The 26938-nt window shown below is 62.4% G+C and carries 22 protein-coding genes; 15 read left to right on the forward strand and 7 right to left on the reverse strand.

The window, feature by feature from the left end; translation table 11 throughout:
• The 9 genes from ybgF to VGO04_RS08480 all read left to right on the forward strand — a co-directional run.
• Positions 1-850: tol-pal system protein YbgF (gene ybgF, locus VGO04_RS08440; RefSeq protein WP_327495498.1), on the forward strand; the 850-nt coding region annotated here is incomplete at its 5' end.
• Positions 840-2174 (forward strand): tRNA lysidine(34) synthetase TilS, encoded by a 1335-nt coding sequence (tilS, locus tag VGO04_RS08445; RefSeq protein WP_327495499.1) that lies wholly within the window; start codon positions 840-842, stop codon positions 2172-2174. The genes ybgF and tilS, both read left to right, overlap by 11 nt.
• 100 nt (positions 2175-2274) lie before the next feature.
• Entirely contained in the window at positions 2275-4218 is a 1944-nt protein-coding gene (gene ftsH, locus VGO04_RS08450) for an ATP-dependent zinc metalloprotease FtsH (RefSeq protein ID WP_327495500.1), read from the forward strand.
• A gap of 316 nt (positions 4219-4534) precedes the next feature.
• Positions 4535-5887, forward strand: a complete 1353-nt coding sequence (gene glmM, locus VGO04_RS08455) for a phosphoglucosamine mutase (RefSeq protein ID WP_327495501.1) — start codon at positions 4535-4537, stop codon at positions 5885-5887.
• 342 nt (positions 5888-6229) lie between these two features.
• Entirely contained in the window at positions 6230-7054 is an 825-nt protein-coding gene (locus tag VGO04_RS08460) for an outer membrane protein (RefSeq protein ID WP_327495502.1), read from the forward strand.
• Between the two features lie 185 nt (positions 7055-7239).
• Positions 7240-8061: an outer membrane protein gene (locus VGO04_RS08465; protein ID WP_327495503.1), complete on the forward strand. Its 822-nt coding sequence runs from the start codon at positions 7240-7242 to the stop codon at positions 8059-8061.
• A gap of 253 nt (positions 8062-8314) precedes the next feature.
• Entirely contained in the window at positions 8315-9493 is a 1179-nt protein-coding gene (locus VGO04_RS08470; RefSeq protein WP_327495504.1) for a phosphoserine transaminase, read from the forward strand.
• 132 nt (positions 9494-9625) lie between these two features.
• The gene (serA, locus tag VGO04_RS08475; RefSeq protein WP_327495505.1) at positions 9626-11221 is read left to right on the forward strand and encodes a phosphoglycerate dehydrogenase; all 1596 of its coding nucleotides are present in this window, start codon (positions 9626-9628) and stop codon (positions 11219-11221) included.
• A 127-nt stretch (positions 11222-11348) separates the two neighbouring features.
• Positions 11349-11846 carry a GNAT family N-acetyltransferase gene (locus VGO04_RS08480; protein WP_327495506.1) on the forward strand — a complete coding sequence of 166 codons (498 nt, stop codon included), beginning with the start codon at positions 11349-11351 and terminating at the stop codon, positions 11844-11846.
• A gap of 55 nt (positions 11847-11901) precedes the next feature.
• Here the strand turns inward: VGO04_RS08480 and VGO04_RS08485 are convergent, their stop codons facing one another.
• Positions 11902-13716 carry a methyl-accepting chemotaxis protein gene (locus VGO04_RS08485; protein ID WP_327495507.1) on the reverse strand — a complete coding sequence of 605 codons (1815 nt, stop codon included), beginning with the start codon at positions 13714-13716 and terminating at the stop codon, positions 11902-11904.
• A 127-nt stretch (positions 13717-13843) separates the two neighbouring features.
• The gene (locus VGO04_RS08490; protein WP_327495508.1) at positions 13844-14725 is read right to left on the reverse strand and encodes a DMT family transporter; all 882 of its coding nucleotides are present in this window, start codon (positions 14723-14725) and stop codon (positions 13844-13846) included.
• A 205-nt stretch (positions 14726-14930) separates the two neighbouring features.
• Here VGO04_RS08490 and VGO04_RS08495 point away from each other — a divergent pair, with 205 nt between their 5' ends.
• Positions 14931-16229 (forward strand): adenylosuccinate synthase, encoded by a 1299-nt coding sequence (locus VGO04_RS08495; protein ID WP_327495509.1) that lies wholly within the window; start codon positions 14931-14933, stop codon positions 16227-16229.
• A gap of 63 nt (positions 16230-16292) precedes the next feature.
• Positions 16293-18692: a hypothetical protein gene (locus VGO04_RS08500; RefSeq protein WP_327495510.1), complete on the forward strand. Its 2400-nt coding sequence runs from the start codon at positions 16293-16295 to the stop codon at positions 18690-18692.
• Positions 18693-18804: 112 nt separating this feature from the next.
• Here VGO04_RS08500 and rpoH read toward each other — a convergent pair whose 3' ends face one another.
• The gene (rpoH, locus tag VGO04_RS08505) at positions 18805-19710 is read right to left on the reverse strand and encodes an RNA polymerase sigma factor RpoH (protein WP_327495511.1); all 906 of its coding nucleotides are present in this window, start codon (positions 19708-19710) and stop codon (positions 18805-18807) included.
• A 213-nt stretch (positions 19711-19923) separates the two neighbouring features.
• A complete protein-coding gene (locus VGO04_RS08510) occupies positions 19924-20952 on the reverse strand; it encodes an RluA family pseudouridine synthase (RefSeq protein ID WP_327495512.1) in 1029 nt (342 codons plus the stop codon).
• 28 nt (positions 20953-20980) lie between these two features.
• On the opposite strand from VGO04_RS08510, the gene VGO04_RS08515 reads away from it, so the two are divergent.
• Together VGO04_RS08515 and VGO04_RS08520 are read left to right on the forward strand one after the other, a co-directional pair.
• Positions 20981-21364, forward strand: a complete 384-nt coding sequence (locus VGO04_RS08515; RefSeq protein WP_327495513.1) for a hypothetical protein — start codon at positions 20981-20983, stop codon at positions 21362-21364.
• 4 nt (positions 21365-21368) lie between these two features.
• Positions 21369-22205, forward strand: a complete 837-nt coding sequence (locus tag VGO04_RS08520) for an RNA methyltransferase (protein ID WP_327495514.1) — start codon at positions 21369-21371, stop codon at positions 22203-22205.
• Between the two features lie 132 nt (positions 22206-22337).
• Here the strand turns inward: VGO04_RS08520 and VGO04_RS08525 are convergent, their stop codons facing one another.
• Entirely contained in the window at positions 22338-23516 is a 1179-nt protein-coding gene (locus VGO04_RS08525) for a hypothetical protein (protein ID WP_327495515.1), read from the reverse strand.
• 157 nt (positions 23517-23673) lie between these two features.
• A complete protein-coding gene (locus tag VGO04_RS08530; RefSeq protein WP_327495516.1) occupies positions 23674-24264 on the reverse strand; it encodes a DUF1134 domain-containing protein in 591 nt (196 codons plus the stop codon).
• A 274-nt stretch (positions 24265-24538) separates the two neighbouring features.
• Here VGO04_RS08530 and chpT point away from each other — a divergent pair, with 274 nt between their 5' ends.
• A complete protein-coding gene (gene chpT / locus VGO04_RS08535; RefSeq protein WP_327495517.1) occupies positions 24539-25183 on the forward strand; it encodes a histidine phosphotransferase ChpT in 645 nt (214 codons plus the stop codon).
• A 259-nt stretch (positions 25184-25442) separates the two neighbouring features.
• A complete protein-coding gene (locus VGO04_RS08540) occupies positions 25443-25805 on the forward strand; it encodes a response regulator (protein ID WP_327495518.1) in 363 nt (120 codons plus the stop codon).
• A gap of 304 nt (positions 25806-26109) precedes the next feature.
• Here VGO04_RS08540 and ctrA read toward each other — a convergent pair whose 3' ends face one another.
• Positions 26110-26811, reverse strand: coding sequence for a response regulator transcription factor CtrA (gene ctrA / locus VGO04_RS08545; RefSeq protein ID WP_025424706.1), 702 nt, complete (start codon positions 26809-26811; stop codon positions 26110-26112).
• Positions 26812-26938: the final 127 nt, after the last annotated feature.

Raw genomic sequence — 26938 nt, forward strand, 5'->3', positions numbered from 1 at the left:
TGGCCAGCTTGAAGAACAGATCCGCTCGCTCAACGGGCGTATCGAGGAAATGAGCTTCCAGCTCCTGCAGATGCAGGAACAGATCCGGAAGTTCCAGGAGGACAACGAATTCCGCTTCCAGGATCTGGAAAGCGGCAAGGCCTCCCCGAAGAAGAGCGGCGCGCTTCAGACGCCGAAGACCAGCGATCAGGCGTCCGTCACCCCGGGGGTGACGGATAGCCATACCATGGCGCCGGCCGCTGGCGGCAACGACATGGCGTCCTCGGGAACGACGCTGGGCGGAAATCCGGGCTCCGGCACTGCGGCTGCACCGTCGACGCTTGGCCAGATCGTCTTCGACGAAAACGGCAATCCGGTCGCAGCGACGACCGATGCGCAGCCTGGCGCGAACGCCACGCTTCCCGGCGTCCAGACGCCTGATAACGGTGGCCTGAACAGCAATCCCGGCAGCCAGACGGCGTCGCTCGACAATCCCGGCGATCTCTACCAGTCGGCTTACGGTCACGTCCTTTCGGGCGACTACAGCACGGCTGAACAGGAGTTTGGCGACTATCTCGCCGCTTTCCCGAAGGGCGACAAGGCGGCCGATGCGAGCTTCTGGCTCGGCGAAGCCCAGTACTCGCAGGGCAAATACAGCGATGCCGCCAAGACGTTCCTCAACGCGCACCAGGCCCACGGCAAATCGCCCAAGGCACCGGAAATGCTGTTGAAGCTCGGCATGTCGCTGGGAGCCCTCGACAACAAGGAAACGGCTTGCGCGACGCTGCGCGAGGTCAACAAGCGCTATCCCAAGGCCTCGCCAGCGGTGAAGGCAAAGGTGACGAGCGAGCAGAGCCGCTTTGGCTGCTGAGGCTCTAACGCCGATCGCCGTTGTCGACACGGCAAAACGATTTCTTTCATCCTTCGAAAGGCCAGCTCGCATCCTTGTCGCCGTGTCCGGCGGAAGCGACTCGAAGGGACTGCTTCTCGCCCTGCATGAGGCGATCGAGGCTACCGGGCCAAACGACTTCTCTCTGGTCGCCTGCACCGTCGATCACGCCCTGAGGTCGGAATCGGCCGAGGAGGCGCGGAGTGTCGCAGCGTTCTGCACAACGCTCGGCGTCGCGCACGTGACGATGCGGTGGGACGGGCCGAAGCCGGAAACCGGCATCCAGGCCGCGGCGCGCGAAGCGCGGTATCGGTTGCTTGCCGCCGCCGCTGAGCGGCTCGACGCCGGCTGCATCGTCACCGGCCATACCAGCGATGACCAGCGCGAAACGATCTTGATGCGGCTGCAGAGAGGGGAAGGGCCCGGCGCTGCCGGCATGGCGACGGCCACCCTTTATGACCGCCGCCTCTGGGTGCTGCGCCCATTTCTGGGTCTCGATCGCGCGGCCATCCGCGCCTTCCTTGACGCACGACAGGTCGACTGGTTCGACGATCCGAGCAATGCCAATGCCCGTTTCGAGCGGGTGCGCGCGCGGGCCGAGCTTGCGCGTTCACCGCCAAACAGCGTCGGCGCCTGGGATGCCAGATCCCGGGCCCGATCGTCGGCAAATGCGGCAGACGTGCTTGGCCGCGATGTCCGGGTCCACGAGAAATTGGTCGCGGAGTTCCCGCTCGCTGGTCAGTGGCGGGACATCGACTGGCAGCGTGCACTGCTTGCGCTTGTTGCCGTGCTCGGCGGGCGCTCGCATCTGCCAGCGGCCGAGACTGTGGAGCGGATTGTGCATTTCCTGGAACGGGTGGAGCCCGGTCGGCTGACGGCCGGGGGCGTCGTCTTCGACCGGCGATCGACCGGTATCTACCTCTATCGCGAGGCGCGGGGCCTGAAAGAGTTGACGTTGAATGCAGGCGAGGTCGGCCTGTGGGATGGTCGGTTCGTTGTGCGCAATGGTGGACATCAGTCCATTTCAGTCACGGCCGAGGGCGGGCGAGGGCCACAACAGCAGAGACTTATTGCCGCAGGTCTGCCACCGGGCGTTGCCGGTCGCGCGTCGCTCTCGGCGCCGATTATCCTGTCTGAGAACGGCGAAAACGTCGCATCCGTCACAATCGAGCCGCGGATCGGGCTTTACGACACCTTTTTGCCCGCTTTCGACAGGATCATGGCCGACAGGATCGCCGGATTGTTCGGACGACAGCGATATCTTCCGCCGCCGGTTCACGATCTATTGACAGAAATGGAACGGTAGCCGGCGGTTTGCCTTGGCAATGCGTCACCAGAACCCTATGTTAGGGAGCAAGACAGCGGCCCGCGAAATGCGCGGGTCGTGACAGGTTCCGGGGAGTTCGATGAACCCTAATTTTCGTAATCTTGCCCTTTGGGCAATCATAGCGCTTTTGCTGATCGCGCTGTTCAGCATGTTTCAGCAGCCGACCGAGCGCACCGGCTCGCGCGAGATTCCGTTCTCGCAATTCCTGAAGGACGTGGATGCGAGCCGCGTTAAGGAAGTCGTGATCACCGGCTCGAAAGTGATCGGCAGCTATTCTGAAAGCGGCGCAACATTCCAGACCTACGCGCCATCCGTTGATACGGCGCTCACCGAGCGCCTCGAAGCCAAGGATGTGACGGTCACGGTTCGCCCGGAAACCGACGGTTCGTCCGGCTTCCTCAGCTATATCGGCACGCTTCTTCCGATGCTTCTGATCCTCGGTGTCTGGCTGTTCTTCATGCGCCAGATGCAGGGCGGTTCGCGCGGTGCCATGGGCTTTGGCAAATCCAAGGCCAAGCTTCTGACGGAAGCGCATGGCCGCGTGACGTTTGACGATGTTGCAGGTGTCGACGAGGCCAAGCAGGACCTCGAGGAAATCGTTGAATTCCTGCGCGATCCGCAGAAGTTCCAGCGCCTTGGCGGTCGCATTCCGCGCGGCGTTCTGCTCGTCGGTCCTCCCGGTACCGGTAAGACGCTGCTCGCCCGCTCGGTTGCCGGCGAAGCCAATGTGCCGTTCTTCACCATTTCCGGTTCCGACTTCGTCGAAATGTTCGTCGGTGTCGGTGCCAGCCGTGTGCGCGACATGTTCGAGCAGGCCAAGAAGAATGCGCCTTGCATCATCTTCATCGACGAAATCGACGCCGTCGGTCGCCATCGTGGCGCCGGTCTTGGCGGCGGTAACGACGAACGCGAACAGACGCTCAACCAGTTGCTGGTCGAGATGGACGGTTTCGAAGCCAACGAAGGCATCATCCTGATCGCGGCGACCAACCGTCCTGACGTTCTCGATCCGGCGCTGCTGCGTCCGGGCCGTTTCGACCGTCAGGTCGTCGTGCCGAACCCGGATATCAACGGCCGCGAACGCATCCTCAAGGTGCACGTCCGCAACGTGCCGCTGGCGCCGAATGTCGACCTCAAGGTTCTCGCCCGTGGTACGCCCGGCTTTTCCGGTGCCGACCTCATGAACCTTGTCAACGAGGCCGCCCTGATGGCCGCCCGCCGCAACAAGCGTCTTGTCACCATGCTCGAGTTCGAGGATGCCAAGGACAAGATCATGATGGGCGCGGAGCGTCGCTCGTCGGCCATGACCGAGGCTGAGAAGAAGCTGACCGCCTACCACGAAGCCGGTCACGCCATTCTTGCGCTCAACGTTCCTTCGGCCGACCCGCTGCACAAGGCGACGATCATTCCGCGCGGTCGTGCGCTTGGCATGGTCATGCAGTTGCCGGAAGGCGACCGCTACTCGATGAGCTACAAGTGGATGGTCTCGCGGCTTGCCATCATGATGGGCGGACGCGTTGCCGAAGAACTGACCTTCGGCAAGGAAAACATTACCTCTGGCGCATCGTCCGACATCGAGCAGGCCACCAAGCTTGCCCGCGCGATGGTGACGCAGTGGGGCTTCTCCGACCAGCTCGGACAGGTATCCTACGGTGAGAACCAGCAGGAAGTGTTCCTCGGTCACTCCGTGGCGCAGCAGAAGAACGTGTCGGAAGCGACCGCCCAGAAGATCGACAACGAAATCCGTCGTCTGATCGATGAGGCCTACGAGACCGCCCGCAAGATCCTGACCGAGAAGAACCACGAGTTCGTGGCGCTTGCCGAGGGACTGCTCGAATACGAGACCCTGACGGGCGAAGAGATCAAGGCGCTGATCCGCGGTGAAAAGCCGGCGCGTGACCTTGGCGACGACACGCCGCCACATCGTGGCTCGGCCGTTCCTTCGGCCGGTGCCAAGAAGGAAGGTCCGGCTGGCGGCAAGGGCGAAGAATCCGAAGGTGGGTTCGAGCCGCAGCCGCAGTAAGCGACATCTCCTGGCAATGCAAAAGAGCCGCCGTTCCTTGAGTGGAGCGGCGGTTTTTCGTTGGCAGATTGTCGGCTGGCATTTGGTAACGGGATGTAATGATTTCTGATGCTAGGCTCGCTGCCGTTTGCTGCGCTTTTGTGTCAAAGAAGACAAATGTATTTGCGATCTGAGGCCAAAGCCTGGCCCGAAGATCCAGAGCCTGCGGCAACCGCCGATATGAAATGAGGTCCGGTCCATGAAACCCAGTCGCGCACCCCGCAGACAGGCGAAGCTGGCAAAGCCAGCGCTGACCCGGCAGAACGATGGAGCTCCTATGAAGCGAAAGTATTTCGGCACCGACGGTATCCGCGGCCAGTCCAACATGTTTCCGATGACGCCGGATCTGGCGATGCGGGTCGGCATTGCCGTGGGCACGATCTTTCGCAACGGCGCCCACCGTCACCGGGTGGTGATCGGCAAGGACACGCGTCTTTCGGGTTACATGCTTGAAAACGCCATGGTGGCGGGTTTCACGGCAGCCGGCCTCGACGTCTTCCTGCTTGGCCCGATCCCGACGCCGGGTGTCGCCATGCTCACGCGCTCGCTGCGCGCCGATATCGGCGTGATGATCTCCGCCTCGCACAATCCGTTCCAGGACAACGGCATCAAGCTGTTCGGTCCTGACGGCTACAAGCTTTCCGACGACATCGAGGAAAAGATCGAGGCTCTGCTCGACCAGGACTTCTCGGGCCAGCTGGCGAAATCGGAAGACATCGGCCGGGCCAAGCGCGTCGATGGCGACATCTATCGCTACCTGGAGCATGCCAAGCGGACGCTGCCGCGCGATGTCACGCTGCAAGGCCTGAGGATCGCCATCGACTGCGCCAATGGTGCCGCCTACAAGGTCGCGCCGACAGCGCTTTGGGAACTGGGTGCTGAAGTCGTCACCATCGGGACCGAGCCTAACGGCACCAACATCAATCTCGATTGCGGCTCCACCCATCCCGGCGCCCTTTCGAAGAAGGTGCACGAAGTGCGGGCCGATATCGGCATCGCGCTTGATGGCGACGCCGATCGTGTGCTGATCGTCGACGAGAACGGCACGGTCATCGACGGTGACCAGCTGATGGCCGTCATCGCCGACAGCTGGGCGGAAGACGGCATGCTGCGCGGCGGCGCCGTTGCCGCCACCGTCATGTCCAACCTTGGCCTCGAACGCTACCTCAAGGGCCGCGGCATCGATCTGCGCCGCACCAAGGTCGGCGACCGCTATGTCGTCGAGCAGATGCGCCAGGACGGTCTGAATGTCGGCGGCGAGCAGTCGGGTCATATCGTGCTCTCCGATTTCGGCACGACCGGCGATGGCCTCGTGGCGGCGCTGCAGATCCTTGCGGTCATCAAGCGCCAGGGCAGGGCGGTGAGCGAGGTTTGCCACCGCTTCGAGCCAGTGCCGCAGATACTGAAGAACGTTCGTGTTTCCGCGGGCAAGCCGCTCGAAGACGCCACGGTGCGTCAGGCAATCGCCGACGCGGAATCGGAACTTGCCAAGTCCGGCCGCCTGCTGATCCGTCCCTCCGGCACCGAGCCGCTGATCCGCGTGATGGCGGAAGGTGATGACCGCGGTCAGGTGGAGCGCATCGTCGACGAGCTGGTCAACGTTATCGGCAGCGCGCGAAACGCAGCCTGAGACCTGAAGCGATCGAATTCCCTCCAGGGCCGGTGCTATGCACCGGCCTTTTTTGTCGCCGTCATTTGCCGCAGCCTCCGCTTTGGGCGGAACTCTTCTGGCCGTCCGAGGGCGGTTTAGCGCGTTGTCCTGTCGAATTATTTAGGGGAGTCTCACGAAGTCTGACGGCCCCAAAGTAAAGGGATGCGACAACCGCAGGAATACGCTGAGTTCTTAACAATCTCGGTAAACGTTTGTAGTTAATCGGAACTTAACCTTTCCTCCTCATTATCCATAACCAATAACGGGATTTGGGCACCGGTTTCATGGTGAGCCAAGCAACGGACTATATTGGAGTGGGCCATGAAGAGAATTTTGAGTGGCGTTGTTGCGATCTTGCTCAGCGGCACTGCAGCCTTTGCTGCGGACGTCTATCAACCGCCTATGGAACCGGTGCCGGAGCAGCCGGTCGAGGTCATCCAGACGAGCGGCTGGTACCTGCGCGGCGACGTCGGCTATGCTTGGAACAACCTGCGCGGTGCGAATTTCTACCAAGGGGGGCCGGGCGGCTCGATCGCGAATTTCGAAACGGCTGAAATCGACGATTCCTGGGTCGTTGGTGCCGGTGTCGGTTACCAGTTCAACAACTACTTCCGTGCCGACGTCACGGCCGACTATTGGGGCAGCGCCGACTTCAACGGCTCGACGCTCGGCAACTGCGGCAGCTTCCCGGGCCCGTGCCGGTCGCGCGACGTTACCTCGGTTTCCGCCTGGAGCCTGATGGCCAACGCCTATGTCGACATCGGCACCTATGGCGCCTTCACCCCTTATGTCGGTGCCGGTATCGGTGCGACGCACGTCAAGTGGGACAAGCTGCGCAACACCAGCTGCGAAATCGGCAACCCCGGTAACTGCGACCCGACAACGGGCCACGATGGCGAGAGCAAGTGGCGCTTCACCTACGCGCTCATGGCCGGTACGGCGATCGACCTGACCTGCAACCTCAAGGCCGACGTCGGCTACCGCTTCCGTCAGGTCGATGACGGCGACATGTTCGGCTATGCCAACGGCGGCGGTCCGGGCTTCGACAAGGGCTTCTACATCCACGAGGCGCGCGCCGGTCTGCGCTACTCCTTCGGCAACGTCTGCGAAGTGCCCTACGAGCCAGAGCCGATCGTCTACAAGTGATCGACCTCGACATGATCATGCAAAAGGCCACCTTCGGGTGGCCTTTTTCGTTGCCGGCAATCTTTGCGCGTTTGTTAATGGGCATGGTTAACCGCAGGTTAACCAGTCGCTGCCAATAGTTAACGCTGAACGAAGCGGTGGCGGCATGGCTGTCCCGCCAATGGCAGTGGCGAAAGGGCATGGACATGGATTGGCGAAACGGGCTCTGCGGGGCCGCTTTTGGTGCCGGCCTGCTCCTCTCCGGATCGGCGCTTGCAGCCGACGAAGATCTTCTGAACGCCCCGGAAATCACCATCGAAAAGGAAGCGGCCGGCGCCAGCGCGATCTATCTGCGCGGTGATATCGGCTATGCGCCGTGGCGTGGAGAGGGCGATCCCTACTACCGCACTTTCGATGCGGGCAGCTACAGCAGCGTGCCCTTCGATAACGCCCGTTTCGACAAGCCGTTTTCGGGTTCGCTCGGCGTCGGCTACCAGTTCACCGACACGTTTCGCGCCGACCTGACAGCCGAGTACTTCGAGGGCCGGTTCAACGGCTCGTCATCCTCTGCCAATCCCTGCGCCGGGCAGGGGGCGGGCACGTCCTGCGCCTTCTCGACCGGGGCTGATTACTCAGCCCTTGGCTTGATGGCGAACGCCTATGTCGATTTCGGCACGCTTGCCGGCTTCACGCCCTATGTTGGTGCTGGCCTCGGTGCGACCCGTCTCAACTGGGACACGGCGATCGAGAGGGCCAGCTGCGTCGGTGCCGCTTGTGCCGGTACGCCGGCTTCGAACTCCTACGAAGGACGCGACAGCTGGCGCTTCACCTATGCGCTGATGGCCGGCGTCTCCTACGATCTCAGCGAGCAGCTGAAGCTCGACGTCGGCTATCGCTATTCTCACATCGGCGATGGCGAAATGTTCGGCTTTGGCGCCGAAGCATTGGCCGGCGCACGGGGCGACAAGGGTTTTGACGACGGGTTGTCCCGCCACGAGATCCGCGCGGGTCTGCGCTTCTCCTTCTGAAGCGTTCAAGCGCCCGATTGCAGCCGTAATCCCGCATAACGCAGCGTTGGGAAGGTTTTCGCGTTACAATGCCGCCTGTCGGTTGCCCGCAACAAATGGTCGCCGGCGTCCGTCCGTCTTTGCGGATCTTGCCTGTGACGCCATAAATTTTCTCGATTGCGACAAAGCGCTTGACTTCCTGTCCCGCTCACAATATCTCCGGCGGCGGGACACCCTTCCCCAACGAAGGGCTATCTATCTGGAAGGATAGCACATGGCAAAGCCTGCACAGCCGGACCTCCGTCCGAACAACACCCATTTTTCTTCTGGCCCTTGCTCGAAGCGCCCCGGTTGGTCGCTCGATGCTCTCTCCGATGCTCCGCTCGGTCGTTCGCACCGCGCCAAGATCGGCAAGACGAAGCTGAAGCAGGCCATCGATCTTACCCGTGACATTCTTGAAGTGCCGGCCGATTACCGCATCGGCATCGTGCCCGCTTCCGATACCGGCGCCGTCGAAATGGCGCTCTGGTCGCTGCTGGGTCAGCGCGGCGTCGACATGGTCGCCTGGGAAAGCTTTGGCGCCGGCTGGGTGACCGATGTGGTCAAGCAGCTGAAGCTCGCCGACGTTCGCAAGCTGGAAGCCGGCTACGGCGAACTGCCCGACCTTTCCAAGATCGATTTCGATCGCGACGTCGTCTTCACCTGGAACGGCACGACCTCGGGTGTGCGCGTCGAAAACGCAGACTTCATCCCGGCTGACCGCAAGGGCCTGACGATCTGCGACGCGACCTCGGCCGCTTTCGCGCAGAACCTCGATTTTGCCAAGCTCGACGTCGTCACCTTCTCCTGGCAGAAGGTTCTCGGCGGTGAGGGTGCACACGGCGTCATCATCCTGTCGCCGCGTGCCGTCGAACGTCTTTTGACCTACGTGCCGGCTTGGCCGTTGCCGAAGATTTTCCGCATGACTTCGGGCGGCAAGCTGATCGAGGGCATCTTCACCGGCGAGACCATCAACACGCCGTCGATGCTGTGCGTCGAGGACTACATCGATGCGCTCGTCTGGGCGGAGAAGGTTGGCGGGCTCAAGGGCCTGATGGCGCGCGCCGACGCCAATGCTGAAGTCATCTTCGACTTCGTCGCCGCCAACGACTGGATCGCCAACCTGGCGGTCAAGGACGAGACCCGCTCCAACACCTCGGTCTGCCTGAAGATCGTCGACAAGGACGTCTTGGCGCTCGACGCCGACGGACAGGCTGCCTTTGCCAAGGGCGTGGTTACGCTTCTCGAAAAGGAAGGCGTTGCCTTCGACATCGGCCACTACCGCGATGCGCCATCAGGTCTTCGCATCTGGGCGGGTGCCACCATCGAGACCGCCGACATGAAGGCGCTGATGCCGTGGCTGACCTGGGCTTTCGAGACCCAGAAGGCAACGTTGACCCAGGCTGCGGCCTGATCAGACAAAGGGTGAGGACAATGAACTTCGCCCGCATCTCACACTGATTTGAGTGATCCGCTTCGCTCCCCTTGGGGGCGAGGCCTGGCTAACCGCATTCCCATTCAGACCCGATCTTTAAGGAGGCCTCTCATGGCACCTCGCGTTCTCGTATCCGACGAACTGTCGGAAACCGCCGTCCAGATCTTCCGCGACCGCGGCGTCGAAGTCGACTTCCAGCCGAAGCTCGGCAAGGACAAGGACAAGCTCGCCGAAATCATCGGCAACTATGACGGCCTGGCGATCCGCTCGGCCACCAAGGCGACCGAAAAGCTGATCGCGGCTGCGACCAACCTCAAGGTCATCGGCCGCGCCGGCATCGGCGTCGACAACGTCGATATCCCGGCCGCTTCGCGCCGCGGTATCATCGTGATGAACACGCCCTTCGGCAACTCGATCACAACAGCCGAACACGCGATCGCGCTGCTCTTTGCCGTCGCCCGCCAGCTTCCGGCCGCCGATACCTCGACCCAGGCCGGCAAGTGGGAGAAGTCCCGCTTCATGGGTGTCGAAATCACCGGCAAGACGCTTGGCGTCATCGGCGCCGGCAACATCGGCTCGATCGTCTGCTCGCGCGCCATCGGCCTGAAGATGCACGTGCTTGCCTATGACCCGTTCCTCTCGAAGGAGCGCGCCGAGGAAATGGGCGTGACCAAGGTCGAGCTCGACGAGCTGCTTGCCCAGGCGGACTTCATCACCCTGCATGTGCCGCTCACCGACAAGACGCGCAGCATCCTCAATGCCGAGGCGCTGGCCAAGACCAAGCCGGGCGTGCGCATCGTCAACTGCGCCCGCGGCGGTCTCGTCGATGAGAAGGCACTGGCTGACGCGATCCGGTCCGGCCATGTCGCCGGCGCCGGCTTCGACGTCTTCGAGGTCGAACCCGCCACCGAAAGCCCGCTCTTCGGCCTGCCGAACGTCGTCTGCACGCCGCACCTCGGCGCATCGACCACGGAAGCGCAGGAAAACGTTGCGCTGCAGGTTGCCGAACAGATGTCGGACTACCTGGTCAAGGGGGCCGTTTCCAACGCCATCAACATGCCGTCGATCACCGCCGAGGAAGCGCCGATCCTGAAGCCGTTCATCCGGCTTGCCGACGTTCTCGGCGCCTTTGTCGGCCAAGTAACCGAAAGCGCGATCAAGGAAATCGAGATCCTCTACGACGGCGCGACCGCTGGCATGAACACCAAGGCGCTGACGAGCGCGGTGCTTGCCGGCCTCATCCGGCCGCAGGTCGCCGACGTCAACATGGTTTCGGCGCCTATCATGATCAAGGAAAAGGGCATCATCCTGTCCGAGGTCAAGCGCGACAAGACCGGCGTCTTCGACGGCTACATCAAGCTGACGGTGAAGACCGCCAACCAGACGCGCTCGGTCGCCGGCACGGTGTTCTCGGACGGCAAGCCGCGCTTCATCCAGATCAAGGGCATCAACCTTGACGCCGACGTTGGTAACCACATGGTCTACATCACCAACACCGACGTTCCCGGCATGATCGGCTTCATCGGCACGACGCTCGGCAATGCCGGCGTCAACATCGCCAACTTCCAGCTCGGCCGCGAGAAGGAAGCGGGCGACGCCATCGCGCTGCTTTACGTCGATGGCCCGGTTTCCGATGATGTGCTCGACCAGTTGCGTGCCAACGCCGCCATTCGCCAGGCTAAGCCGCTGGTGTTCAACGTCGATTGATGCGTGACAGGACAGGCGGCGGCACAGTCCGCCGTTTTGTCGACCCAATCACGGGGCAAACGGAAGCGCACCGGCGACCGCCGGTGCGCTTTCCCGTTTAGACCGCATGTGACCTCGGATGACTGAAATGACGTTTCGCTGGCGCGAGGCCAGCCTGCCCGACCTGACCTCTGTCTCGGAGATCCAGCTCGTGGTCCATCAGGCCTTCCCCGAAGATGATGCCGTGATTGCCGATCGCATTGCGCTCAGCCCCACCGGCTGCTTCATGCTGGATGCGAAAGGGCAGTCGCGCGGCTATGTGCTGAGCCATCCATGGCTTAAGGGCGCGCCGCCGTCGCTGAACACCATGCTCGGCGAAATCCCTGACGCGGCCGACACCTGGTACATCCATGATCTCGCACTCCTGCCCGAAATGCGCGGCTCCGGGGCAGGCGGTAGCGTTCTGCCGGTGCTGGAGGATGTCGCCCGGGCAGAAGGTTTCCGGTCGATGTCGCTGGTTTCGGTCAACGGATCCCGTGGTTTCTGGGAACGGCAGGGTTTCGAGGTTCGGATGGATGAGCGCCTGGCGCGCAAGCTCGCAAGCTATGGTGAAGAAGCGCTCTACATGGAGCGGCACTTCGCCTGAATGAAAAATGGCGCCGAAGCGGCGCCATTTTCTTTCTCCCGGTCCAAAGCCGGCGTCAGGCGGCGCGTTGCGCTGTTGGACGCCACTGGCTTTCCTCGACGGTGAATTGTGCGAGCCTGCCGGAGAGCACGTTGCTTTCGCCGGCAAGGGCCTGGCTTGCCGCCGAGGTCTGCTCGACCATCGCCGCGTTCTGCTGCGTCATCTGGTCCATCTGGTTGACGGCGGTGTTGATCTCCCGCAGCCCGACCGACTGTTCGCGTGCTGCCGTCGCAATGGCGACGATGCGGTCGTTGATCTCGTTGACCCGCTGCTCGATGTCGCCGAGCGCCGACCCCGTCGCCTCGACGAGACGCACGCCGGCCGAAACCTCAACGCCTGATGCGGTAATCAGCCCCTTGATCTCCTTGGCCGCGGTTGCGGAACGCTGCGCCAGTTCGCGCACTTCCTGAGCGACTACGGCAAAGCCCTTGCCGGCATCCCCGGCGCGTGCCGCCTCGACGCCGGCATTGAGCGCGAGCAGGTTCGTCTGGAAGGCAATGTCGTCGATCACGCCGATGATTTCCCCGATTTTCGACGACGAGGTTTCGATCCGTCCCATCGCATGGATGGCGTCGCGCACCACTTCGCTCGATGCGGCTGCGCCCTTGCGGGCCTCGGCAACCATGCGGCTGGCTTCGTCCGCCCGGTTCGTCGAGTTCTGGACGGCCGACGTGATTTCATCGAGGGCGGCCGCCGTTTCCTCGAGCGAGGCTGCCTGCTGCTCGGTGCGCTGCGACAGGTCGTTTGCCGCCTTGCTGATCTCGTTGGCATTGCCGGTGACGACCGACGTCGAGTCGGCAATCGCGCTCACCGTCGAACGAAGAGCGGCGACCGCCGTGTTGAAGTCTTTGCGCAGCTTCTCGTAGTCGGCGCCAAGATCGGGAACATGGGTCGTGAGGTCGCCGCTGGCAAGGCTCTCGAGCGCGCCGCCGATGGTGCTGACGACATGGGCCTGTGTGCGGGCGGTTGCCTGTTGCATCTCCTCGTTCGCGCTGCGCTCGCTGTCGAGCGCCACCTGCTGCTCACGCTGGCGGACCTCAAGCGCGTTGCGCTCGATCACCGAGGCGCGCAGCACCACAAGCGCGTCCGCCATGTGACCGATTTCGTCGCGGCGGTCGGTGTCTGGAACGTCCGAACGGGTGTCGTTGTTCGACACTTCGAGCATCACGTCCTTCAGCCGGTTGATCGGCCGGCTGATCGAGCGGCCGATCGCCATGGCGGCGGCAAGCGTTGCGATGGCCGCGATCGCGGTGATGACAATCGTCATGACCAGCGAGGCATTGTACTTCGCGGCGAGATCGTCGGCATAGACGCCGGTGCCCACGCCCCAGCCCCAGGGCTTGAAGCCTTGGATGTAGGAGTACTTCTCGACCGGCTCGTCGTGGCCGGGCTTGTCCCAGTAATAGTTGACGATGCCGCTGCCCGGATTCTGGGCGAGTGCGATGAGTTCGACGTTGAAGGCCTTGCCGTTGGTATCCTTGAGGCCGCGCACGTCGGTGCCGATCAGCTTCTTGGCGAGGGGATGGGCGATCATCATGCCGTCGAAGCCGTTGATGAAGAAGTAGCCGTCCTGGCCGAAGCGCATCGCCATGACGGCCGCAATGGCGCGGCTTTGCGCTTCTTCGCGCGAGAGAGCGCCGTTGCGTTCTTGCTCCTCGAAACTCGCGATCGCGGAGATTGCTGCCTCGGTGACGTTGCGCAGCATCTGGCGCCGTTCGGCACTGACTTCCGAATTGGCAACTTGCGTCTTGTAGGCCATCGCGGCCGCCATGAAGACCAGCGCCATTGCCGTCAAAAGATAGATACGTGTCGAAATTCTAATGTTTTTCACTGCCTTAGCCCCAGGGAAAATATCCTGGCGGCGACAGAAGCAGCCATCTGCTAATCAAGCCTTAAGTCGCCTCCCGAGTTCTAGCGATTGCATCGCTCGACGCGTACCCGGTAGGCGCGAAGCTGGCTCAGCGCGGACGGCCCTTCTCGGCGATCGCGATGCCCCCGAGCACCAAAAGCAGAGCGGCGAGGTGAAAGGTATGGAAGGTTTCGCCGATCAGCATCACCGACAGTAGTGTGCCGAAAACCGGGATGGCGTTGATGAAAAGGCCTGCCCGGTTGGCGCCGATCATCTCGACGCCCCGGACGTAGAGAACCTGTGACATCAGCGACGGGAAGATCGCGGCGTAAAGAACGATGACCCAACCCGTGGTGTCGGGCACGATCGCCGTGCCGGTTCCGATTTCCCAGAACAACAGCGGTATGGCGCTCAGCAACGCGCCGAAGGCGGGCGCTGCGATGAAGCTTTGCCAGTGCATCGTCGGCTTGTAACGCAGCGCGACCGTGTAGCCGGCGTAGACGACGCAGGCCGCGATCATTAGCGCATCGCCGAAGTTGAACTCGAGTGAGAGCAGGCTGGTCACGTCGCCATGGGCGGCCGTGACCAGTACCCCGATCAGCGTGACTGTGAAGCCGATGACCTGGGCAATCGACGCCTTGGTCCGAAACAGCGCGAAATTGAACAGGAAGATCAGCATCGGGATGCCGGCCTGAAGAATGACGGCGTTGATGGCGCTGGTATACTTCAGTGCAGAGTAAAGCAGGGCGTTGAAGGTGGTGAAGCCGATGGCGCCATAGGCGAGAAGCTGCAGCCAGTGCTTGCGGATCTTGTCCCAGTCGCGGCGGATCTGCGGTGTCATCAGCACCAGGATCACGATCAGCGCAAAGACCCAGCGCAAGGTCGTCAGCATCATCGGGCTCACGTGCCCGACCGCCATCTTGCCGGCAACGGAATTGCCACCCCAGAAAAGCGCGGTGATGCAGAGATAGAAATAGGCCTTGGAATTCACGATGCTTAGACCTGCGTGGAGATGGGCGACCTGTCGCCGCGGTGGCGGGAGAGGCGAAGATATAGGCGCTAAATCGCGGCCTTGTCATGCAAAAAGGGCGGAACGCCGGGCAAAACGGGGTCGCTTTCCCGAAGACAACACAGTATAGATGCGCGGGTTTGAGAACAGCGCAGCCTCGTTTGCGCGCCTGAACAGGAAGAGAATTATGACGAATGTCGTAGTGGTCGGCTCCCAATGGGGTGACGAAGGCAAAGGCAAAATTGTGGATTGGCTCTCCGAGCGCGCGGATATCGTCGTGCGCTTTCAGGGCGGTCACAATGCCGGCCATACCCTGGTGATCGACGGCGTCAGCTACAAGCTGTCGCTGCTGCCCTCCGGCGTCGTGCGTCCCGGCAAGCTTGCCGTCATCGGCAACGGCGTCGTCATCGACCCGCATGCGCTGATCGCTGAAATCGACAAGCTCGGCAAGCAGGGCATTGCAATCACGCCGGACAATCTGCGTATTGCAGACAATGCCACGCTGATCCTGTCGCTGCACCGCGAACTCGACGGCATCCGCGAAGATGCGGCCTCCAACAGCGGCACGAAGATCGGCACGACGCGGCGCGGCATCGGCCCGGCTTATGAAGACAAGGTCGGCCGTCGCGCCATCCGCGTCATGGATCTCGCTGACCTCGATACGCTGCCGGCCAAGGTCGACCGCCTGCTGACCCACCACAACGCGCTGCGCCGCGGCCTCGGCGAGACCGAGATCAGCCACGACGCGATCATGCAGGAGCTGTCCTCGGTTGCGGCCAAGGTTCTGCCGTTTATGGAAACCATCTGGGTGCTGCTCGACAAGGCGCGCCGCAAGGGCGCACGCATCCTGTTCGAAGGCGCTCAAGGTACCCTGCTTGACATCGACCACGGCACCTACCCGTTCGTCACCTCGTCGAACACCGTTGCCGGTCAGGCCGCTGCAGGCTCGGGCATGGGCCCGGGCTCGCTCGGCTACATCCTCGGCATCACGAAGGCCTATACGACGCGCGTCGGCGAGGGTCCGTTCCCGACCGAACTCACCGATGAAATCGGTCAGTTCCTCGGCGAAAAGGGTCATGAATTCGGCACCGTCACGGGCCGCAAGCGCCGTTGCGGCTGGTTCGACGCGGCGCTGGTGCGCCAGTCGGTTGCCGCCAACGGCATCACCGGCATCGCGCTCACCAAGCTTGACGTGCTCGACGGCCTCGACGAACTGAAGATCTGCGTCGGCTATACTCTGGACGGTCAGCAGATCGACCATCTGCCGGCAAGCCAGGCGCAGCAAGCTTCAGCCAAGCCAGTCTATATTACACTCGAAGGCTGGAAGGAATCGACGGTCGGCGCACGCAGCTGGGCAGATCTTCCGGCGCAAGCGATCAAGTATGTTCGCCAGGTCGAAGAACTGATCGGGGCACCGGTCGCTCTTCTTTCGACGAGCCCCGAGCGGGACGACACAATACTTGTGACGGACCCCTTTGAGGACTAGTGTCGGCGAAATGACGTTGCGTCGTGATCGCAAAGACATACCTGCGCGTATGAGAAAGTACTAATGGCGGATTTTGTTGCAGTTATTCGCAGGACCGTTGACGGCCTGTCGGAAAACACACCTGAAATGCGGGATAGGGTCTACGAGAAGGCGCGCGCAGCCGTGCGCCGCCAACTCGAAAACATGAACCCGCGTCCGTCGGACGACATGATCAATCGCCAGTTGGCGAAGCTCGAAAACGCGATCACCGAGGTCGACAGCGAGCACGCCGAGGCCTTGCCGGCGCTCGACGAGCCCGTCACGCAGGAAGAGGTCACCGAAACCGTCGCCGCCGAGGCGCCGGTTGCCGAGGAGACCGTCGCCGAAGCTGAAGAAGCGCGGCCTGAGGTGTTGGACGAGCCGGCCGCCGTGCATGAGCCTGTCGCCGTCGCTGAAGAGCCGGTTGCTGAGACCGAACAGGTCGCTGAGGCCTACGAGGAACCGGTGCATGCTGGCCCGGTACAGCATGCCGAGGAGACTGTCGAAGCTGCTGCAGAGGCTGCTCCGGTAGAGCCGGTCGCCTACGAGCCTGCATCTGAATACGAACAAGTCGTTGAAGACGAGCCTGTCGCGGCGTACCCGGCCGCAGCCGAGTACCCGGCTGAAACCGAATATCAGCCCGCGGCGGAACCCACTGAAACCGTCGTCGCGCCTGTCGAAGAGGCAGAGGCTCCGGCCGTAGAAGTAGCGCAGCCGGAGACCTATGGTCATGAGGCCGCGCATTATCCGGAAACGGTCGAGCCGGCCTCGGCCGAGACGCATCAGGTCAGCGATGTTTCTCCGCACGTAGACGCGGAGACGCGGCACGCCGAACAGCCGTCATGGGAAGAAGCGCCGGCAGCGAACGTCGAACACAAGCCGGCAGCCTCCGAATGGGACCTGCCGGAGTGGGACGCGGTTGCCCCTGCGGCTGCGCCCGTTGCAACCGACGTTCAGCCGAGCGACCAGCAGGATACATCGCACCACCCCGAACTTCTGGGCATGCACCCGGTCGAGGAGCCGCAAGCGCAGCCGCCGCAGGTGACGGCCAAGGCCGATCCGGCGCGCAGCTGGTCGTTCGACGACAATGATCCGTTCGCCCCATTCGAGGAGCGGCGCGCCGAGAAGGCTGCCGAGCCGGAGATTGGCGATTGGTCGTGGCCTGTCGAAAAGCCCGCTCAAGCGGCCGCGGCAAACGCGCCGCAGAGCCAGCAGGAGCGCGCCGGCACCGCCTGGGATCACATTGACGACTTGCTCGGCTTTGAGGATGCCGCCAACGCTGCGGCAACCGGAGCGGCGGCATCGTCGGCTGCCCGCGAGCCGGAGCGGGCAAGCGATGCAGCAGCGTCCGCACCGCGGCCGACGTCCTATCGCGCCACGCCGAAGCCGTCGCGCTTCAGCCTCAAGCGTCTCGTGATCGCAGCCATTGCGCTGCTTGTGCTTGGCGGCGGTGGTTTTGCCTACTGGCAGAACCGCGAAGCCGGCAATGCCTGGATTTCGAGCATCGCATCGTCGATCACGTCGGCTGTTTCCAACATTGGCGGAGCGCCGACGGCGGAAAACGTACCGCCGGCCCAGCCTGAGGGCGAGACGGCGAAACAGGAACCGGCAGCACACGACGACACCGTTGTTCCAGACAACAGTTCGACGAAGTTCACACAGCGTCTGCTCACCGATGGATCCGAGAAAGACGAAGGCCCGGCTTCCGTGACGGGCGAAAACGTTGCCCAGGAAGGCAAGTCCGTGGCGCCACAGACAGAAGCGGGCAAGCCCGTGGAAACTGCGACGGCTCAAACCGGGGCTGCCGGGCAGGCAGCTGCGCCGGCCAACGGGCAGCCGGCTGGCCAAGCGACCCAGCCTGAAGTCGCGATTGCCAGTGGCGAGAAGATGTTCCTTTATGAGGAGCGTCTCGGCCAGTCTTCGCCAACAGCCGTCCCCGGCACAGTCGCGTGGTCGGTCAAGGAAGAATCGCCTGGAGGCGACGCCAAGCCCGAGCCGGCGATCCAGGCGCAGATCACCATTCCTGACCGTGGACTGACGGCCCTGATGACGATCAAGCGCAATGCGGACGCATCGCTGCCGGCAAGTCACGTCATCGAGTTCGTCTTCTCGTTGCCGCCGAACTTCGAAGGCGGCGCCATCGACAGCGTGCAGCGCGTTTCGATGAAGCGGACCGAGCAGGACAGGGGCGATGCGTTGATCGCGGTTCCGGCCAAGATCACCGACGATTTCCACATGATCGCGCTCAACGACGCCACCGATGCGATCGGCAACAACACCGAACTGCTGCGCAGCCGCAGCTGGATCGACATCCCGCTGACCTATCGCAACGGACGTCGCGCCTTGCTGACGCTCGAGAAAGGGCAGAGCGGCACGGATGCCTTCAATCAGGCCATGCGCGCCTGGTCGACCTCGGGAACAGCTGCGGCGACCAACAGCCAGTAAGCTGGCGAGGCAAAGATGAAACTGAAAAACCCGGCGGATCGCTCCGCCGGTTTTTGTTTTCGATGCTTTTCGGATTGAGGCAGGCGAAACCGCTTAAACTGCTCTGAGCGCCCTATGCGCCTTCGACAACGCGTAGCGCGTTGGCGCGCTCAAGTGCGGCCTTGCGCACCGCATCCTGAACCTTTTCGAAGGCGCGAACCTCGATCTGGCGCACCCGTTCGCGGCTGATGTCGAATTCGGCCGAGAGATCTTCGAGCGTCAACGGCTCTTCCGTCAGGCGTCGCGCCTCGAAAATCCGGCGCTCGCGATCGTTGAGCACCTTCATGGCGTTGGCGAGCAATGCCCTGCGGTTTTCGAGTTCGTCCTGCTCGATCAGGATTTCTTCCTGGTTGTCGTGGTCGTCGACGAGCCAGTCCTGCCATTGTCCGGAATCGCCTTCGCTTGCCTTGATCGGCGCGTTGAGCGAGGCGTCGCCGGACAGACGGCGGTTCATCGAAATAACCTCGTCCTCGCTCACCTTGAGCGTGGTCGCGATCTCCTTGACGTGCTCGGGCTTCAGGTCGCCTTCGTCGAGCGCCTGAATCTTGCCCTTGAGGCGACGCAGGTTGAAGAACAGCCGCTTCTGATTGGCAGTCGTGCCCATCTTCACGAGCGACCACGAGCGCAGGATGTATTCCTGGATCGCCGCCTTGATCCACCACATCGCGTAAGTCGCGAGGCGGAAGCCGCGATCGGGTTCGAACTTCTTGACGGCCTGCATCAGGCCGACGTTACCCTCGGACACGACTTCGCCGATCGGCAGACCATAGCCGCGATAACCCATCGCGATCTTGGCGACGAGACGAAGGTGGCTGGTAACAAGCTTGTGCGCGGCCTTGCGGTCGTCATGCTCCTGGTACCGCTTGGCGAGCATGTACTCTTCCTGCGGCTCCAGCATCGGGAACTTGCGAATTTCGTCGAGGTAACGGTTGAGGCCGCCTTCTCCAGCGGCAATGGTCGGCAAATTGTTTCGGGCCATATGAAGCACCCCCCTTTATAGTCTCCGGCCTCCGGTCGGCAAGCCGGGCATGTGGGTCCTCGTCAAGACCCCACGAGCCTAGAAAATAAGTACGGCGAAAGCATGATTCAAGGAGTCCGGTTTCACCAATCTGTGAGGCCGGGCGACAGGAATGTCACGAACAGAGACTTGAACTTAGATTGGAATCCTGGCGCCGGAATTCAAGGGGCGCGATCATTCTCCGCCGCGCAGCGCCTCGATGAGCGCCGCCATGTCACTGGGTGCCGGCGCTTCGAAATGCATGGTTTCGCCGGTCGACGGATGTTCGAACTGCAGCATGAAAGCGTGCAGCGCCTGGCGATGGAACTGGGTGACGACCGCCCTGGCTGCATCGGGCAAAAGGTTTGCCTTGGTACGGAAGGCGGCGCCGTATTCCGGGTCGCCGATCAACGGGTGGCCGATATGGGCCATGTGCACGCGGATCTGGTGGGTACGCCCTGTTTCCAGATGGCATTCGACGGTCGAGGCTAGGCAGGTGCCGTCGGGCTTTTCGAGGTAGCGCTCGACCACCTCGTAATGGGTGATCGCCTCGCGGGCGTCGTCGCTGTCTTCGCGTTTGACGGCGCGCTTCGTCCGGTCGCCGGCGCGGCCAAGCGGTGCATCGATCGTGCCCTTCAGTTGCCGCGGCCGTCCCCAGACGACGGCCTGATAGGCGCGCTCGAGCGGACCGGTGCGGCCATGGTCGGCAAACTGCTCGGAGAGGTGGCGATGCGCAGCGTCGTTCTTGGCGACGACCATGACGCCGCTCGTCTCCTTGTCGAGACGGTGGACGATACCCGGGCGCTTGACGCCGCCGATCCCGGACAGGCTGCTGCCGCAATGGTGGATGAGCGCATTGACCAGCGTGCCGGTCCAGTTGCCGGCACCCGGGTGCACGACGAGGCCGGCAGGCTTGCAAAGGACGATCAGATCGTCGTCTTCGTAAAGCACGTCGAGCGGGATGTCCTCGCCCTTCGGTTCCGGATCTTCCGGCTCGGGCAGGTCGATTTCGAAGACATCGCCCGGTTGGACCTTCTTTTTCGGCTCGGTTACCGGCTTGCCGTTGATCGACACGGCACCCTGCTCGATCAGGCTCTTGATCCGGTTGCGGGAAAATTCCCCCGAAAGCGCGTCCGTCAGGAAGGAATCGAGACGGCCTGCGGCATCCTCGCCTGCGCTCAGGACTTTCCTATTGGCCGTCGCTTGTTTAAAGGGGTCGTTCATACCGTTCCAAATCCGAAAAAGGCCAGCCATGACCGCAATTGAGCCCGATGACCAGGAAGACAAGCCGCTAGATCCGGCGATGGAAAATGTCCGCCGCAAGATGGTGAAGCTGCAGCTCGTCTCGGCCGGCGTCATGTTGGTCATGCTTATGGCTGTCCTTGGCACGATTGTCTACAAGCTGACGCGCACGGACGAGAAGGCGCCGGTCCAGGCCGCAACCGCCGTCGTGCCGAGCGAAGCGCCGGTCAACGCGGTCGCAGCTCTTCCTGCAGGCTTTACCGTCACCAACGTGGCGCTTTCCGGCTCCCAGGTGCTCTTCTATGGCAACCTTCCCGGGGCCGAGCCCCGCGCCATCGTCTTCGACATTGGCGCCGGCCGCATCGTCGCCGACATTACGGTTCGGACAAACTGACGGCATGACAGGCGCCCTTTCGTCCGTCCTTCGCATCGATGATCCCGCCGATCCGAGGATCGCCGGTTTCGTGTCGATCAAGGAGCGTGACCTTACGGGACGGCAGGGCCGCTTCATTGCCGAAGGAACGGTCGTCTTGCGCATGCTGGCGGCGGCGCATGAGGCCGGGCGCGGTTTTGCCGCCGAGGCGATCCTGCTGCTTGAAAGCCGGGTCAGCGGCGTCGAGGATATCCTGAGGCGCTTTCCGCCCGATGTGCCGGTTTATGTGGCCAATGCCGCGGTGTTCGATGCGATCGCCGGCTTCAACATGCATCGTGGCGTGCTGGCACTTGGTCGCCGTGACGGTGAACGCGATCGCGATGCACTGATCGCGTCGCTTGCCTCTTCCAGCCTTGTTCTGGCTGCCTGCGGCATTTCCAATCACGACAACATGGGTGCGCTCTTTCGCAATGCGGCCGCTTTCGGCGTCGATGCGGTGCTGATGGACGAGACGAGCTGCGATCCGATGTATCGCAAGGCGATCCGCGTCTCCGTCGGTTCCGTGCTGACGGTGCCGTTTGCGCGCGAGGGCTGCGTGGCAACGCTGATCGAGCGGCTGCAATTGGCGGATTTTGCGATCTGGGGTCTGTCACCCGCCGGTAAGACCGATCTTGGTGCGATCCAGCCGGCGCCCCGCACGGCGCTTCTCATGGGGACGGAAGGCGAGGGGCTGCTGCCATCGGTGCTCGCCTCGATCCGCACGGCGCGCATTCGCCAGCGCCCGGGGCTGGACAGTCTCAATGTTTCGACGGCCGCCGGCATCGCCCTTCATCAGGTGGCGTTGATCAATGGCCGGATCTGACCCCGTTGGCATTCCCGAGCTGATCTGGCTTGCCGCCATAATTCGGCAGCGTCCGGACGATTGGTCGTGCGATGTTGCGCGTCGTATCAGGCGCGCAAGGGGTCGCTGGAGCCGCTTGGGTTTTCTGCTGTCTTATTGGCGCGGCAGGATGTCTTTCGCCCGCTTTGCGAGGCTCTTGCGGCTTGCCGGGCCTTCCTCTTTGTCTCCCGCCAGAATGTTGAGGATGGGCGAGCTGGCGCCTTCGTTCTGCGCGGTCACCGCGACCATGCCGGCTGCGATCGCCGCGACCTCGTCGCGCAGGGCTTCGTCATGGGCGGCGGTCTTCGAATTGGTCAGGCGCTCGGACAGCGCCGTCGCGCGGTTGCGCAGATCGTCGGCGGCGATGTTCGCGTCCGGCACGTCGCTTGCCGGTTGCGCCGATAGATCGGCCGGGGTCGTCGCGCCGTTACCCAGGTGTTCGGATGCGGGACGGCGGTCCTTGCGCAGCGGGAAGCTGAGGCCGGCCGCGCGCATCGTCTTTGCGGCATCACGCATTTCCTGGTTGGCGTCCTTCACCTTGGCTTTCAGTCGCTCGATTTCACCAGCGCGCCTTTCAAGCGCGCTCTCGCGGTCGGCGCTCGCGGCCATCTCGCGCGCAAGCTTGTCTTCCAGGCGGTGCAGGCGGGTCTCATCGCGCGACAGGCGAAGTTCCATTTCCTTGGCATGCGCGGTCTCGGTCTTCAGGTCGCCGCGCAGGGCTTCGCGTTCGTCGCGCAGCGCCGCGATCCGGCTCTTGAGATGTTCGACCTCGGTTTCGCGTGCAGCCAGATTGACCCGAAGATTGTCGGTCTCAGCGAGGTTCTGGGCGAGCTGAACGTCGCGCCTCTGGATCTCGTCCGATTTTCCGGCGTTATCCCGCTCGACATTGTCGAGCGTCGCCTTCATCCGCTCCAGTCGCAGCTCGAACTGCCTGATGGCGGAACGCATGTCCGCCGCTTCGACGTTCATATCGGCGAGCTGCGCATGGAGATCGGCGTTTTCGCCGTTCAGCCGGCGGGCCTCGTGAAGGCTCTTTTCGTTGGCGAGCATCAACGACACGCCCTTGTCACGCTCCCGTTTCAGGGCCTGGAGGGTGCGTGCGTTTTCCGCCGCAAAGGCGGCGCGGGCGGCATCCTTCTGCGCGCGCACCTCCTGGGGGCTGAGCGGCATCGTCGCCTTCAGCCGATCCTCGGCGAAGCGCACGATGCGGCGATGGATCGCCGGCGCGACCAGGAGACCGATGATGATCGCCGTCAGAAAGCCCAGGGCAAAGAGAAGCGAGAATTGGATCACGAGCTGGCCGTTTCAAAACTGGACCGGAAAAGAACCGCCCGCCAGCCACATGGGCACGGCAGGCGCTCCATCTTCCGCTTCCTTGCACTAAACATGACGTTCCGTGCACTGCAAGTCTATGGTGCCGGATTTTGCGTGGGCAGATCCGGCAACAGTCTCAGAAGGGGTTCCAGGTGGGGTTCTGGGTCATCTTCAGGTAGCCGACATTGATCCCGAGCCGCGCGCCGATACCGGTTCGGATCGGCACCACGACGATTTGCTCGTCGGTGAGCACCGTCATGCCGACGCCGGCGACCACATAGGCCGAGCCGGAGACGCCACCGAAGCGCTTGTAGAGCGCCGGCACACTTGGCAGATTGTAGACGAGCATCATGGCGCGGCTGCCCTGGCCGCCCCAGTCGATGCCGAGCGACGGACCCTGCCAGAAGACGTTGTGCTGCCCGGCATTCTTGGTGTTGAGCTCGCCCTCGCCATAGGTCAAGCCGGCGATGAACGCGCCTGAGCCTTCCTGTCCGAGGATGTAGCCATTCGGCAGGCCGTACCGTTCGAAGGCGCGTTCAACGACCTTCGCCAGTCCGCCTGAGGTTTCTCCGAAGAAGCCGTGACCGGCATCCACGATTTCCTGCATGGTATATTGGTTGTTGTTGGCGGCCTGGGCGCGCGCGGACGATACCGCGGCGGCGACCAGAAACATCGTGGCCAGGACAACACGGCCAGCCGTTGCGGCTGCCTTCATGATCTGATGCATCGTATCCTCCGTCAGGCGCGAAAATGGCTCGCTTGCGGGTTTGCGGTGGCCGCCAGTCAGATCACTGGGCGGCCAGTTCGGGTCTGGACCAATTCCATGCAATTTGAACCGATGGTCTTAACAATCGGTTTACCAAGTATGGTGTCATTATGTTCCACTGATGAACGGCTGCGCCGGGCAGCTCATGACTTGCGCCTTCCTGCGCGAGGCATTACCGCCGTAACCACGGCGCGTGCTCCGGGCGATGGCCGGCGGAACCCAACAAGGAATTAAGATGGCAAAGAATCCGAACCTGACACTGACGGGACCCGATCTGGCCGCGCTTCTGTGCAGCCGGGTTTGCCACGACGTCATCTCGCCGGTCGGCGCCATCAACAACGGCCTGGAGCTTCTCGACGAAGGCGGCGCCGATGCAGACGCCATGGACCTCATTCGCACCAGCGCCCTCAACGCGTCGGTCCGTCTGAAGTTTGCCCGTCTCGCCTTTGGTGCCTCGGGTTCGGTCGGTGCGTCGATCGATACCGGCGAAGCGGAGAAGGCGGCCAAGGACTTTGCCGCCGCCGAGAAGAAGACCGAGGTCAACTGGCACGGGCCGCGTGCGATCATTGCCAAGAACAGGGTCAAGCTGCTCCTGAACCTCTTTCTCATCGCCTATGGCGCGATCCCGCGCGGAGGCTCCATCGACATTACGCTCGAGAACCCGGAGTTCGATGCCGTATTCACCCTGGTTGCAAAGGGCCGCATGATGCGGGTGCCTCCACGGCTCACCGAGCTGCTGTCCGGCACGCCGGAAGAGGCGGTCGACGCGCATTCGATCCAGCCGTACTACACCGTGCTTCTCGGCGAGGAAGCGGGCATGGAAATCGCCGTTGCCTCGACGGGTGAGGAAATCATCTTCACGGCCCGCATTGCAGCCTGAGGTTTTATCCGCGGGCTGAAATCATCCTGCTTTTTCTCGCTCTGCGACCGCCCGGTGCCTTCGCGCCGGGTGAAAACGCGCGTCTCGCGTTGCACGTCCTTCTTTGTGTGCTTTGAATAAGATAAGATATTTCAATAGCTTGGCTTTGATGGATTAAACGTCGTTAAGCAAACTCCGTAACGAAATCTTTGCCAAATTTGTATAGAGTTGTTTCAAGGCTACGAATACGCGTATAGGTAAGTAGCGAAGGGAGTTTGACATGCGGCGCTTGATGATTGCCGACGGCTCGGATGTCGTCAGGAAAGTGGGAAAACGTATCCTTTCCGGCATGGGATTCCTGGTTTACGAGGCGCCGAGCAGCCTGGAGGCGCTGGTGCGCTGCGAGGCGGAATTGCCGAATATTCTCGTCGTCGACGCCGGCCTCGAAGGCGCGCTTGATCTCATTGGCAACATTCGCCGCCTGCCGAACGGTGCAGCCGTCAGGATTTACTACTGTGTCGTCGAGGCGGATCTGAAGAAGATGATGGCCGGAAAACGGGCCGGAGCCGACGATTTCCTGTTGAAGCCATTCGACCGCAAGATCCTGACCAGCGTGTTCGCCAGCCAGTCCATGGCGGCCTGAACGGCTGCGACTTATATCACCCGGTGAAATCAGGCCGTGGCGCTCGCCGCGGCTTTTTTGTGCATGCCGCTTACCGAGCTTGTTTCGCTCCTCGGTCGGTCCAGGCAACTGTTGGCACCGACAACGAACAACGCATCGGGGCAGGGGCAAAAATGGCCGCATCGCATGTTGAATGTTCTGCCGCTTGATCGCTTGCAATCGAAGGAAACCCGCAGTCGGGCAGACAAAATAAAACCCGCCTCAAGGGCGGGTTTCGTGAACCATAGGCCCGCATCATGCGGGGCGGTGCAGGCCTATCAGGCAATCAGGCGGTTTCGGCGTATTCCGCACCATCGGGCTCGCGCAGCACGTAGCCGCGACCCCAGACGGTTTCGATGTAGTTGGCGCCGCCGGCAGCGTTCGCAAGCTTCTTGCGCAGCTTGCAGATGAAGACGTCGATGATCTTCAGTTCCGGTTCGTCCATGCCGCCGTAGAGGTGGTTGAGGAACATTTCCTTGGTGAGCGTCGTGCCCTTGCGCAGCGAGAGCAGCTCGAGCATCTGGTATTCCTTGCCGGTGAGGTGGACGCGCTGTCCGCCGACTTCCACCGTCTTGGCGTCGAGATTGACGATCAGTTCGCCGGTCGAGATAACCGACTGGGCATGACCCTTGGAGCGGCGCACGATCGCGTGGATACGCGCCACCAGCTCGTCCTTATGGAACGGCTTGGTCATGTAGTCGTCGGCGCCGAAGCCGAGGCCGCGGACCTTGTCTTCGATACCGGCCATGCCCGAAAGGATGAGGATCGGAGTCTTCACCTTGGACAGGCGCAGTGTTCTCAAGACCTCGTAACCGGACATGTCCGGCAGGTTGAGGTCGAGAAGGATGATGTCGTAGTCGTAGAGTTTGCCGAGATCGACGCCTTCTTCACCGAGATCGGTGGTGTAGACGTTGAAACTCTCGGACTTGAGCATCAGCTCAATGCTTTGAGCCGTTGCGCTGTCGTCTTCAATTAGTAGAACCCGCATATTCTTCCCCTTTTCCGCCGCCCAAGGTTTTCGTGGCCCCCTTACGCGATACGGATCCAGTCGTTGCCTGATTTGGAGGCTGCCAGCAAATGGTTAACAAATTCTGATTCCCTCTGGCAAGGTGTAT

This window comes from Ensifer sp. (assembly GCF_035999185.1).
In the GTDB taxonomy this organism is placed as follows: domain Bacteria; phylum Pseudomonadota; class Alphaproteobacteria; order Rhizobiales; family Rhizobiaceae; genus Ensifer.

What these genes read in the sequence shown, in the direction of transcription:
- VGO04_RS08540 (WP_327495518.1), top strand. Translation starts at nt 25,443, where the DNA reads ATGCGGCGCTTGATGATTGCCGACGGCTCGGATGTCGTCAGGAAAGTG.
- VGO04_RS08520 (WP_327495514.1), top strand. Translation starts at nt 21,369, where the DNA reads ATGACAGGCGCCCTTTCGTCCGTCCTTCGCATCGATGATCCCGCCGAT.
- VGO04_RS08495 (WP_327495509.1), top strand. Translation starts at nt 14,931, where the DNA reads ATGACGAATGTCGTAGTGGTCGGCTCCCAATGGGGTGACGAAGGCAAA.
- glmM (WP_327495501.1), top strand. Translation starts at nt 4,535, where the DNA reads ATGAAGCGAAAGTATTTCGGCACCGACGGTATCCGCGGCCAGTCCAAC.
- VGO04_RS08510 (WP_327495512.1), bottom strand. Translation starts at nt 20,952, where the DNA reads ATGAACGACCCCTTTAAACAAGCGACGGCCAATAGGAAAGTCCTGAGC.
- serA (WP_327495505.1), top strand. Translation starts at nt 9,626, where the DNA reads ATGGCACCTCGCGTTCTCGTATCCGACGAACTGTCGGAAACCGCCGTC.
- ctrA (WP_025424706.1), bottom strand. Translation starts at nt 26,811, where the DNA reads ATGCGGGTTCTACTAATTGAAGACGACAGCGCAACGGCTCAAAGCATT.
- chpT (WP_327495517.1), top strand. Translation starts at nt 24,539, where the DNA reads ATGGCAAAGAATCCGAACCTGACACTGACGGGACCCGATCTGGCCGCG.
- VGO04_RS08460 (WP_327495502.1), top strand. Translation starts at nt 6,230, where the DNA reads ATGAAGAGAATTTTGAGTGGCGTTGTTGCGATCTTGCTCAGCGGCACT.
- VGO04_RS08500 (WP_327495510.1), top strand. Translation starts at nt 16,293, where the DNA reads ATGGCGGATTTTGTTGCAGTTATTCGCAGGACCGTTGACGGCCTGTCG.
- ftsH (WP_327495500.1), top strand. Translation starts at nt 2,275, where the DNA reads ATGAACCCTAATTTTCGTAATCTTGCCCTTTGGGCAATCATAGCGCTT.
- VGO04_RS08515 (WP_327495513.1), top strand. Translation starts at nt 20,981, where the DNA reads ATGACCGCAATTGAGCCCGATGACCAGGAAGACAAGCCGCTAGATCCG.
- VGO04_RS08470 (WP_327495504.1), top strand. Translation starts at nt 8,315, where the DNA reads ATGGCAAAGCCTGCACAGCCGGACCTCCGTCCGAACAACACCCATTTT.
- VGO04_RS08530 (WP_327495516.1), bottom strand. Translation starts at nt 24,264, where the DNA reads ATGCATCAGATCATGAAGGCAGCCGCAACGGCTGGCCGTGTTGTCCTG.
- VGO04_RS08465 (WP_327495503.1), top strand. Translation starts at nt 7,240, where the DNA reads ATGGATTGGCGAAACGGGCTCTGCGGGGCCGCTTTTGGTGCCGGCCTG.
- VGO04_RS08480 (WP_327495506.1), top strand. Translation starts at nt 11,349, where the DNA reads ATGACGTTTCGCTGGCGCGAGGCCAGCCTGCCCGACCTGACCTCTGTC.
- rpoH (WP_327495511.1), bottom strand. Translation starts at nt 19,710, where the DNA reads ATGGCCCGAAACAATTTGCCGACCATTGCCGCTGGAGAAGGCGGCCTC.